The 10,243-nt window shown below is 72.3% G+C and carries 11 protein-coding genes and 1 rRNA gene; 10 read left to right on the forward strand and 2 right to left on the reverse strand.

The window, feature by feature from the left end; genetic code table 11:
- The 3 genes from rrf to ABZ930_RS40620 all read left to right on the forward strand — a co-directional run.
- Positions 1–84, forward strand: a 5S ribosomal RNA gene (gene rrf / locus ABZ930_RS40610); the annotation flags it as partial.
- Between the two features lie 223 nt (positions 85–307).
- Positions 308–1,384: a hypothetical protein gene (locus ABZ930_RS40615; protein WP_361560388.1), complete on the forward strand. Its 1,077-nt coding sequence runs from the start codon at positions 308–310 to the stop codon at positions 1,382–1,384.
- Positions 1,321–2,028 (forward strand): tetratricopeptide repeat protein, encoded by a 708-nt coding sequence (locus ABZ930_RS40620; protein WP_361560390.1) that lies wholly within the window; start codon positions 1,321–1,323, stop codon positions 2,026–2,028. Before ABZ930_RS40615 ends, ABZ930_RS40620 begins: the two co-directional genes overlap by 64 nt.
- A 54-nt stretch (positions 2,029–2,082) precedes the next feature.
- On the opposite strand, the gene ABZ930_RS40625 is transcribed toward ABZ930_RS40620, so the two are convergent.
- Positions 2,083–3,387, reverse strand: a complete 1,305-nt coding sequence (locus tag ABZ930_RS40625) for a DUF1015 domain-containing protein (RefSeq protein WP_361560392.1) — start codon at positions 3,385–3,387, stop codon at positions 2,083–2,085.
- A gap of 71 nt (positions 3,388–3,458) precedes the next feature.
- On the opposite strand from ABZ930_RS40625, the gene ABZ930_RS40630 reads away from it, so the two are divergent.
- The 4 genes from ABZ930_RS40630 (at position 3,459) to ABZ930_RS40645 (ending at position 7,768) form a co-directional block, all read left to right on the forward strand.
- Positions 3,459–4,520 (forward strand): HAD hydrolase-like protein, encoded by a 1,062-nt coding sequence (locus ABZ930_RS40630; RefSeq protein ID WP_361560395.1) that lies wholly within the window; start codon positions 3,459–3,461, stop codon positions 4,518–4,520.
- A 280-nt stretch (positions 4,521–4,800) separates the two neighbouring features.
- Entirely contained in the window at positions 4,801–5,847 is a 1,047-nt protein-coding gene (locus ABZ930_RS40635; RefSeq protein WP_361560397.1) for an iron chelate uptake ABC transporter family permease subunit, read from the forward strand.
- Positions 5,844–6,893 (forward strand): iron chelate uptake ABC transporter family permease subunit, encoded by a 1,050-nt coding sequence (locus tag ABZ930_RS40640; RefSeq protein WP_361560400.1) that lies wholly within the window; start codon positions 5,844–5,846, stop codon positions 6,891–6,893. The genes ABZ930_RS40635 and ABZ930_RS40640 overlap by 4 nt, the downstream gene beginning before the upstream one ends.
- A 35-nt stretch (positions 6,894–6,928) precedes the next feature.
- On the forward strand, positions 6,929–7,768 hold the full coding sequence (locus tag ABZ930_RS40645) for an ABC transporter ATP-binding protein (RefSeq protein WP_361560403.1): 840 nt from the start codon (positions 6,929–6,931) through the stop codon (positions 7,766–7,768).
- Here the strand turns inward: ABZ930_RS40645 and ABZ930_RS40650 are convergent.
- Entirely contained in the window at positions 7,752–8,099 is a 348-nt protein-coding gene (locus ABZ930_RS40650) for an SCP2 sterol-binding domain-containing protein (protein ID WP_361560406.1), read from the reverse strand. The genes ABZ930_RS40645 and ABZ930_RS40650 overlap by 17 nt on opposite strands.
- 42 nt (positions 8,100–8,141) lie before the next feature.
- Between ABZ930_RS40650 and ABZ930_RS40655 the strand changes: the two genes are divergently transcribed.
- The 3 genes from ABZ930_RS40655 to ABZ930_RS40665 are packed head-to-tail and all read left to right on the forward strand — an operon-like array spanning position 8,142 to position 10,130.
- Positions 8,142–8,405 carry a hypothetical protein gene (locus tag ABZ930_RS40655; RefSeq protein WP_361560409.1) on the forward strand — a complete coding sequence of 88 codons (264 nt, stop codon included), beginning with the start codon at positions 8,142–8,144 and terminating at the stop codon, positions 8,403–8,405.
- A 7-nt stretch (positions 8,406–8,412) separates the two neighbouring features.
- Positions 8,413–9,228 carry a TlyA family RNA methyltransferase gene (locus ABZ930_RS40660; RefSeq protein ID WP_361560411.1) on the forward strand — a complete coding sequence of 272 codons (816 nt, stop codon included), beginning with the start codon at positions 8,413–8,415 and terminating at the stop codon, positions 9,226–9,228.
- A complete protein-coding gene (locus ABZ930_RS40665; RefSeq protein ID WP_361560414.1) occupies positions 9,225–10,130 on the forward strand; it encodes an NAD kinase in 906 nt (301 codons plus the stop codon). The genes ABZ930_RS40660 and ABZ930_RS40665 overlap by 4 nt, the downstream gene beginning before the upstream one ends.
- Positions 10,131–10,243: the final 113 nt, after the last annotated feature.

Below are 10,243 nucleotides of genomic sequence, written 5' to 3' on the forward strand. Positions count from 1 at the left end.
TACATTCCGAACCCGGAAGCTAAGCCTTACAGCGCCGATGGTACTGCAGGGGGGACCCTGTGGGAGAGTAGGACGCCGCCGAACTATTTTTGAGAGGACCCTTGGTCCCGGCACACATGCCTGGGACCAAGGGTCCTTTTGTATTTCCAGAACTCTTCTCGGAGCGCGCCGGCACCCCGGCTGCGCGAGAATGACTGCGGTACCGAAGACAGGAGTCCACCGATGTCCACCAACTCTCCCGACGAGCGACCCGAGCGCGACCAGCGCCGCCGGGACAGTGGTGACCGGGGCGGCTACCGCGGGAACAGTGGCGGCCCGCGCCGCGACCGGCGCGATGACCGTCCCTCGTTCGGCGACCGTGACCGTGACCGTGATCGGGATCGTGGGCCGCGTCGTGATGGCGACCGTCCCCCCTTCCACCGCGACGACCGCCGCGATGGCCGGCGTGATGATCGCCGTGACGACCGTCCCTCGTACGGCGGCCGGCGTGACGACAACCGTGGTGGCGGCTTCCGCGACCGGCGGGACGACAACCGTGGCGGTGGCGGTGGGTACCGCGACCGGCGTGACGACCGTCCCTCGTACGGCGACCGTGACCGCGATCGGGATCGTGGGCCGCGTCGTGATGGCGACCGTCCTCCCTTCCGCCGCGACGACCGCCGGGACGACCGGCCGTCCTACGGCGCCCGGCGTGATGACAACCGCGGTGGCGGCGGTGGGTACCGCGACCGGCGCGATGACCGTCCTTCCTACGGCGACCGTGATCGGGATCGTGGGCCGCGTCGTGATGGCGACCGTCCCCCCTTCCGCCGCGACGACCGCCGGGACGACCGGCGTGATGATCGCCGTGACGACCGTCCCTCGTACGGCGGCCGGCGTGATGACAACCGTGGTGGCGGCTTCCGCGACCGGCGGGACGACAACCGTGGCGGTGGCGGTGGGTACCGCGACCGGCGCGATGACCGTCCCTCGTACGGTGACCGTGACCGGGATCGTGGGCCGCGTCGTGATGGTGACCGTCCCCCCTTCCGCCGCGATGACCGTCGGGACGACCGACCCTCGTACGGCGGCCGGCGTGACGACAACCGCGGTGGCGGCTTCCGTGGGCGGGACGACGACCGTGGTGCGCGTGGGCCGCGGCGGGACGACCGTGGTGGGCGGCCCGGTGGGTTCCGGGGACGGGACGACCGGCGCGACGACCGTCGTGACGACCGGCGTGGTGGCGGCTTCCGTGGGCGGGACGACCGGGACCGGGACCGTGAGCCGATCAAGCGGCTGCCGATTCCCGAGGACGTCTCCGGGTTCGAGCTCGACAAGGGTGTGCAGCAGGAGCTTCAGTCGCTGCCGAAGGGGCTCGCCGAGGACGTCGGCAAGAACCTCGTGATGGTGGCGCGGCTGATCGACGAGGACCCCGAGGGTGCTTACGGGTACTCGCGCGTCGCGCTGCGGCTCGCCTCGCGGGTCGCCGCGGTGCGCGAGGCCGCGGGCTTCGCCGCGTACGCCAACCAGAAGTACAGCGAGGCGCTCGCCGAGTTCCGCGCGGCGCGGCGCATGACCGGCAACGTCGAGCTGTGGCCCGTCATGGCCGACTGCGAGCGTGGTCTCGAGCGGCCGGAGAAGGCGCTCGACATGGCCGGGGCGCCCGAGGTGCAGAAGCTGGACAAGGCCGGGCAGGTCGAGATGCGGCTCGTCGCGGCCGGCGCACGGCGGGACATGGGGCAGCTCGACGCCGCCATCGTCACCCTGCAGAGTCCCGAGCTCGCCTCCAGCTCCGTACAGCCGTGGACCGCGCGGCTGCGCTACGCGTACGCCGACGCTCTGCTGGCCGCCGGGCGCGAGGACGAGGCGCGCGAGTGGTTCGCCAAGGCCGTCGAGTCCGACAAGGACGGCAGCACGGACGCGTCGGACCGCCTGGCCGAGCTGGACGGGGTCGAGTTCGTCGACGCCTTCGACGAGGACGAGAGTGCCGAGGACGGTGCCGCGCCCGCGCAGGCCGATGGTGAGCGGCGGGACCAGCAGGACCAGTAGGGACTGACTGCTTCTTGTGGTGAGTGACGGGCGGGCTCCTTCGGGGCCCGCCCGTCAGTCGTCGGTGAGGGTGCGCAGGACCAGGCCCGTCGCCGGCTTCGGGCCGAACGACGTCGACTTGCGGGGCATCGTCACGCCCTGCTGCGCCAATTCGCGGACGACGTCCTCGCGCACCGGGTGCATCAGCACCGCCGTACCGCCGTCCCGGCGCGCCTTGTCGACCGTGGCCTCCGTGTCGTGGATGTACGCGATGTCGGCCGGCGAGTCCTCCGCGATGCCCCACACGTGACCGAGGAGCGTCGCGTGCAGCACCGTCGCGTCCAGCGTGCGCCACGCCTGAGGACGGTCCGTGCGGATCGTGCGGGCGAGAAGGGCCGGATCGGGGCGGTCCAGGAGGTGGTAGGTGTCCTTGGTGCCGCCGGCGAGGAGGAAGGCGTTGCCCTCTTCCGACGCCCGCGCCAGAGCCTCCATGGCCTGCGGGAGGGGGCCGTCGACCTCGCGTGCGCGGAACGAGCCGTCGACGGCGGCCAGGGCCTCGTCGAGAGGGAGCCGGTTGAGCAGGCGGTGGATGGCGCGGACCCGCAAGGGATAGCGGGCCGTGTCGACCAGGAGCACCAGACCGTAGTCCCAGGGAGAGGACGCGGACGCCGGATGTTCCGTGCGCAGGCGGAGGTAGGTCGCCCAGCGGTGGTGGCCGTCGGCGATCAGTGCCTGATGGGAGGCCAGGTCGGCGTGGATGTGCGCGAGGTCCTCCGGGTCCGTGACGGCCCACAGGCGGTGGTCGTAGCCGTCCTCGGTGGTCGTGGCCAGGAGCGGGGGCTGCCGCACGGTGCGCTCGATGACGGCCGAGGCGCCGGTCGCGCCGCCGTTTCCGCGATAGGTGAGCAGGAGCGGTTCGAGGTTCGCCTCCGTGGCGCGCATGACGCCGGCGCGGTCCTCGACGACATGCGGCATGACGCCCTCGTGGGGCAGCACGACACCCTCCGCCGCCTCCGAGAGATGCAGGGCGCCGATGACACCGCGCTGGAGCATGTCGCCGCTCCGCTGCTCGTAGATGTACAGCGCGGGCTCCGGGTCCGGGGCGAGGACGCCCTCGGCCAGCCAGTGCCGGAGGGTGGCGGCCGCCAAGGCGTTGCGGGCGGACGGATCCGTCGCCTGCGGCAGGATCAGCCGGACGATGTTGAACGGGTCCGCGCTCTCCAGATGGAGCAGGCCGTCGGGGCGTACGACGACGTCGTACGGGGGTGAGGTCACGGCGGCGAGGCTGCCGACCCGCTCGGGGACGTACCGCACGCCCCTGAACGGCATCAGGTCCAGGCCGTGGTTACCCGTCTGTACCGTGCGACCTGCAGTCTTCATTCGTGCATCGTACGAGTGTCGGTGCCGTGGGGGATGATCGGGGAGTGGGATCGAACGAGGAGCGATACGTAATGAGCCAGAGTGAGCGCGGGTCCGCCGACAGCGGGCCGCGAGTGCGGCCCGGGGGCAGTGCGCGGGCGTTGAGCGAGGCCTATGACACCGCCCTGCTCGATCTGGACGGGGTCGTCTACGCGGGTGGGCATGCCATCGACCACGCCGTGGACTCACTGGCCACCGCGCGGGACGGCGGGATGGCCCTCGCCTACGTGACGAACAACGCGCTGCGGACACCGGACACCGTCGCCGGGCACCTGAGCGAGCTGGGGATCCCGACCGAGGCCGAGGACGTGATCACCTCCGCCCAGGCCGTCGCCCGGCTGATCAGCGAGCAGGTGCCCGAAGGGGCGCGCGTGCTGGTCGTCGGTGGTGAGGGACTGCGCGTCGCGCTGCGCGAGCGCGGGCTCGTGCCGGTCGAATCCGCTGATGACGACCCCGCCGCCGTGGCCCAGGGGTTCGGCGGGCCCGACATGGCATGGGGACGGTTCGCCGAGGGCTGCTACGCGATCGCGCGGGGCGTGCCGTGGTTCGCGTCCAACACCGACCTGACGATCCCGAGCGGCCGCGGCATCGCGCCGGGCAACGGCGCGGCGGTCGAGGTCGTCCGGATCGCGACGGGTGCCGAGCCGCAGGTCGCCGGCAAACCGCTGCCGCCGATGCACCGCGAGACCGTGCTGCGGACCGGGGCCGAGACGCCGCTCGTCGTCGGCGACCGGCTCGACACGGACATCGAGGGCGCGTTCAACGGCGGGGTGGACTCCCTGCTCGTGCTCACCGGAGTGACCGACGGGGCGCAGCTGCTGGCCGCGCCGCCGCAGCACCGGCCGACGTACGTGGACCGCGACCTGCGCGGGCTGCTGCGCGGGCAGCCGGAGGTCGAGGCGGCGGACGGCGCGGTGCGCTGCGGTGGGTGGGTCGCCTCGGCCGGGGACGGATGCCTTGAGCTGTCCGGGGAAGGGGATCCGCTCGACGGACTGCGGGCGTTGTGCGGGGCCGCCTGGGCCGCGGCCGAGGACGGTGTCTGTGAGCTGGACTCCGTGAAGGTTCTGGAGCAGTTGGGCGAGGCCGGGCTCTAGCTTTGTGCTCGGGCGCGGGGCGCGGGCCGCGAGGGTGGGAGGGTGCGCCGGTCCGGGGTGCGCGTGCGGGTCTCGTCGTGGCTGAGCGCGCAGTTCCCCGCGCCCCTGAGGCGTGCGCTGCGCGCCCAGCCTCCTCCGGGCCGCTGAGGCGTGTGCTGCGCGCTCAGCCTTCCGGGCCGCTGAGGCGTGTGCTCCGCGCCGGTTTCCCGCGCCCCTGGGGCCTGTGCTGCGCGCGGCCTCCCCTGGGTGGGCGGAAGGGAAGGTAGGCTACCCTAACCTGGTGTTGGTCGAGAGTCCCCCAGAAGCCGGCGCGGAGACCGCTCCCGCGCCCCCCGGCCGTCGTACGGCGATACGTACAGCGGTGCTGCTCGCGTCGGTCGTCGTGCTGCTCGCCGTCGTCGTGGCGAGCATCGCCGTGGGAGCCAAGTCGCTCACGCTCGACCAGGTCTGGCACGGGCTGTTCCACGACACCAACACCTACGCGGACGTGGTCGTCGGCGAGCGAGTCTCGCGCACCGTGCTCGGACTGCTCGCCGGGCTCGCGCTCGGCCTCTCCGGCGCCGTGCTCCAGGCGCTCACCCGCAACCCGCTGGCCGACCCCGGCATCCTCGGCATCAACATGGGCGCGTCCGCCGCCGTCGTCACCGCCATCAGCTTCTTCGGCGTGACCTCGCTCAGCGGATACGTGTGGTTCGCCTTCGCGGGCGCCGCCGCCGTCGGCGTGCTCGTGTACGTCCTCGGAGGGACCAGGAACGCGACGCCCGTACGCCTCGCGCTCGCCGGTACGGCGGTCGCCGCCGCACTCTCCGGCTACATCTACGCCGTGATGATCACCGATGACGTCGCGCTGAACCGGATGCGGTTCTGGCAGGTCGGCTCGCTGGCCACCGCCAGCATGCACACGATCCAGCAGGTCTGGCCGTTCATCGCGGTCGGCACGCTGCTCGCGCTCGGCCTGGCCCGGCCGCTGAACGCCATGGCGATGGGCGACGACACCGCGCGGGCGCTCGGCGCCCATCTCGGGCGGACCCGCGCGCTCGGCATGCTCTCCGCCACCCTGCTGTGCGGCGCGGCCACCGCCGCCTGCGGGCCCATCGCCTTCGTCGGCCTGATGGTGCCGCACATGGTGCGCTCCTTCACCGGCCCCGACCAGCGCTGGCTGCTGCCGTACTCGGCGGTCCTGTCGCCGGTGCTGCTGCTCGGCGCCGACGTGATCGGCCGGATCGTGGCCCGGCCCTCCGAACTCCAGGTCGGCATCGTCACCGCGGTCATCGGCGCACCCGTCTTCATCGTTCTCGTACGACGCCGGAGGATGGCCCAGCTGTGAAGACTGCCGCGAAGACCACCAAGGCGGTCCGCACTCCGGGCGGACTCTCCGTGCGACTGGACCCGCGCACCGTCGTCGTCGTGGGCGTCCTCGTCGTCGCCGTGCTCGCCGCGAGCGTCGTGCTCATCGGTACCGGCGACTTCCCGATCCCCGCCATGGACGTGCTGCGCACCCTGGCCGGCCACGGGAACGCCGGGCAGGAGTTCATCATCAACGACCTGCGGCTGCCGCGGGTCCTCGTCGGACTCCTCGTGGGCGGTGCGCTCGGCCTCTCCGGCGCGCTGTTCCAGTCCATCTCCCGCAACCCGCTGGGCAGCCCGGACGTGCTCGGGCTCGGACAGGGCGCCACCGCCGGTGCCCTCGTGATGATCGTGATCTTCGGCGGGAGTGCGGCCCAGGTCGCCCTCGGCGCGCTCGTCGGCGGACTCGTCACCGGCGTCGCCATCTACGTACTCGCCTGGAAGCGGGGCGTGCACGGCTACCGGCTGGTGCTCGTCGGTATCGGCGCGTCCGCCTTCGTGACCGCCGTCAACGGCTATCTGCTCACCAAGGCCGACTTCGTCGACGCCGCCCGCGCCACCGTCTGGATGACCGGCTCGCTCAACGGGCGCGACTGGACCCAGGTGTGGCCGCTGCTGCTCATGTTCGTCGTCATCGCGCCGCTCGTCGCCTGGTACGGGCGGCCGCTGCGGATGCTGGAGATGGGCGACGACGCGGCCGGCGCCCTCGGCGTGCCCGTCGAGCGGACCAGAATGCTGCTGCTCGCCGCCTCCGTGGTGCTGACCGCGGCCGCCACCGCCGCTGCGGGCCCGGTCACCTTCGTGGCGCTCACCGCCCCCCAGATCGCCCGCCGGCTCACCCGGTCGCCCGGACCGAACCTGCTGGCCTCCACCGTCCTCGGCGCCACCCTGCTGATCGTCGCCGACCTGGCGTCGCAGCGCGCGTTCGGCGCCGACCAGCTGCCCGTGGGCGTCGTCACGGGCGTCGTCGGCGGCGTCTATCTGCTGTGGCTGCTCGTCACCGAGCGCAAGGCGGGGCGGATTTGAGCCCCGTTACTCGTACGAACCAAAGGAGCACCGCCGTGAACAGGCTGATAGCCGACGACGTGACCCTCGGATACGACCAGCGCGTCATCGCCGAGAAGCTGTCCGTCGAGATCCCCGACCAGTCCTTCACGGTGATCGTCGGCCCGAACGCCTGCGGCAAATCGACGCTCCTGCGCGCCCTGTCGCGGATGCTCAAGCCCAGCACCGGCCGGGTCCTGCTCGACGGCAGCGTCATCCAGTCGATGCCCGCGAAGAAGGTCGCCAAGACGCTCGGCCTGCTCCCGCAGTCCTCCGTCGCGCCCGACGGCATCACCGTCGCCGACCTCGTCGCCCGCGGCCGCTACCCGCACCAGGGCCTGCTGCGCCAGTGGTCGCCGGAGGACGAGAAGGTCGTCAACGAGTCGATGGCGTCCACCGGCGTCGCCGAACTCGCCGACCGGTACGTGGACGAGCTCTCCGGCGGTCAGCGCCAGCGCGTGTGGATCGCCATGGCGCTCGCCCAGCAGACCCCGCTGCTGCTGCTCGACGAGCCGACCACCTACCTCGACATCCAGCACCAGATCGACGTCCTCGACCTCTGCGCCGACCTGCACGAGGAGCAGGGGCGCACGCTCGTCGCCGTGCTGCACGACCTCAACCACGCCGCCCGGTACGCGACGCACCTGATCGCGCTGCGCGACGGCGAGGTGATCGCCGAGGGAGCGCCCAAGGACATCGTCACCGCCGACCTCGTCGAGCAGCTGTTCGGAATGAAGTGCCAGGTCATCGACGACCCGGAGACCGGTACGCCCCTGGTGGTACCTGCGGCACGCAAGAACCGCGGAAAGCGGGACGCGGAGGCCGCCCCGGTCCAGGTCGCTAAAGCAGCGTCCTGAGGCGCAGCAGGTCGCGGAAGGACGCCTCCAGCTTCACGCGGCCGGAAGCCCAGGCCTTCGCGAAGTTCAGCCGCCCGTCCACCATCGCCACGAGGTCGTCGCCCGTCATCGCGAGGCGGATCTGCGCCTTCTCCGCGGGCGGCCCCGGGCGGGTGCCGAGCACCGTGATCCGGCCGTCCTCGAGGCGGCCGGAGAACGTCGTGTCCAGATCTCTGATGTGGCAGCTCAGCGAACGGTCCAGGGCGACCGCGGCGCGTACGTCGCCGTCCGCGCCCGCCATGTTGTCCGCGAGCCTGCCGAGTGCCTCCCGGCACTCCTCAATCGTCGCCATCGTGATCGACGGTACACCGGCGCCACGAGGTAGCGTCGGGGCATGAGCGAGACACCCGCCGCCGAGGCCCCGGTTCCGGCGGAACCGTCGTACGACCCCGCAGCACCCGCCCCCCTCGGCATCGAGCGCGCCGTCACCGGCAACGCCGAGGTGGACGCGCAGCTGGAGCGTCTTGCCGATGTGGACCACCTCGCGGCAGACGGACACGTCGAGGTGTACGAGGATGTACACCAGGGGCTGCGCGGCGCGCTCACGGCGCTGGACGCGCGGCCCCAGCCGTCGTCCCCGTATGAGCACAGGAGCTGAACCGACCGTGGCAGGTGTGGCACGTCGCCGCCTCGACGCCGAACTCGTCCGCCGCAAGCTGGCCCGCTCGCGCGAGCACGCCAGCCAGCTGATCGCCGCGGGCCGGGTCTCCGTCGGCAAGACCGTCGCGACCAAGCCCGCGACCCAGGTGGAGACGGCCGCGGCCATCGTCGTGCAGCAGGACGACGGCGACCCCGAGTACGTCTCGCGCGGCGGGCACAAGCTGGCGGGCGCCCTCGCGGCGTTCCTGCCGCAGGGGCTCGTGGTGGAGGGCCGACGGGCCCTGGACGCCGGGGCCTCCACCGGCGGCTTCACCGATGTGCTGCTGCGCTCCGGCGTCGCGCACGTCGTCGCCGTCGACGTCGGGTACGGGCAGCTCGCCTGGTCGCTGCAGAGCGATGAACGCGTCACCGTCAAGGACCGTACGAACGTACGCGAACTGACGCTGGAGGCGATCGACGACGTGCCCGTGGACATCGTGGTCGGAGACCTGTCCTTCATCCCGCTCGGCCTGGTGCTGCCCGCCCTGGTGCGCTGCGCGGCGCCCGACGCCGACCTGGTGCTGATGGTGAAGCCGCAGTTCGAGGTGGGCAAGGAGCGGCTGGGCAGCGGCGGTGTCGTGCGCAGCCCCGAGCTGCGGGCCGAGGCCGTGCGCGGGGTCGCCGCGCAGGCGTATCGGCTCGGCCTCGGCGTGCGGGGCGTGACCGCGAGTCCGCTGCCCGGCCCGTCCGGGAACGTCGAGTACTTTCTGTGGCTGCGTGCCGGTGCGCCCGAACTGGACCCGGCCGACGTCGACCGTGCAGTGGCGGAGGGGCCGCGTTGACCCAGACCCGAGCTCGTACCGTTTTCCTGCTCGCGCACACGGGTCGGCCCGCGGCCATCCGCAGTGCCGAGCTCGTCGTCGAGGGGCTGCTGAAGAGCGGCCTGAAGGTGCGGGTCCTGGAGTCCGAGGCCTCCGACCTGCCGCTGCCCGACTCCGTGGAGCTCGTGAAGGAGGCCACACCGGCCTGCCTCGACGGGTGCGAGCTGCTGATCGTGCTCGGCGGGGACGGGACGCTGCTGCGCGGCGCCGAGTTCGCGCGGGCCTCCGGGGTGCCGATGCTCGGGGTGAACCTGGGGCGCGTCGGATTCCTGGCCGAGGCCGAGCGCGACGACCTGGACAAGGTCGTCGACCGGGTCGTCACCAAGGAGTACGAGGTCGAGGAGCGCATGACGATCGACGTCGTCGTGCACCGCAACGGCGACGTCGTGCACCGCGACTGGGCGCTCAACGAGGCGGCCGTGCAGAAGACCGAGCCCGAGCGGATGCTGGAGGTCGTCCTCGAGATCGACGGCCGGCCGGTCACCGGATTCGGCTGCGACGGGATCGTGTGCGCGACGCCCACCGGGTCGACGGCGTACGCGTTCTCGGCGGGCGGGCCCGTGGTGTGGCCCGAGGTCGAGGCACTGCTGATGGTGCCGATCAGCGCGCACGCGCTGTTCGCCAAGCCGCTGGTCACGTCGCCGGACTCGGTCCTGGCCGTCGAGGTGCAGCCGCACACCCCGCACGGGGTGCTGTGGTGCGACGGACGGCGCACCGTCGAACTGCCCGCGGGCGCGCGGGTGGAGGTGCGGCGCGGGGCCGTCCCGGTACGGCTCGCCCGGCTGCACCACGCCGTGTTCACGGACCGGCTCGTCGCCAAGTTCGCGCTGCCGGTGGCGGGGTGGCGCGGGGCGCCGCACTAGGACTTTCGATACACGCCCTAAAGGGTGTTGCACAAGGCCGTGTTCGGGAAGGTCAGAGCCGGTTAGGGCGGTTTTCTGGTCATGATGCGAGGGCGAGGTTGTGCATCTGGGCG

It is taken from the genome of Streptomyces sp. NPDC046716 (assembly GCF_040645755.1).
Lineage (GTDB): Bacteria > Actinomycetota > Actinomycetes > Streptomycetales > Streptomycetaceae > Streptomyces.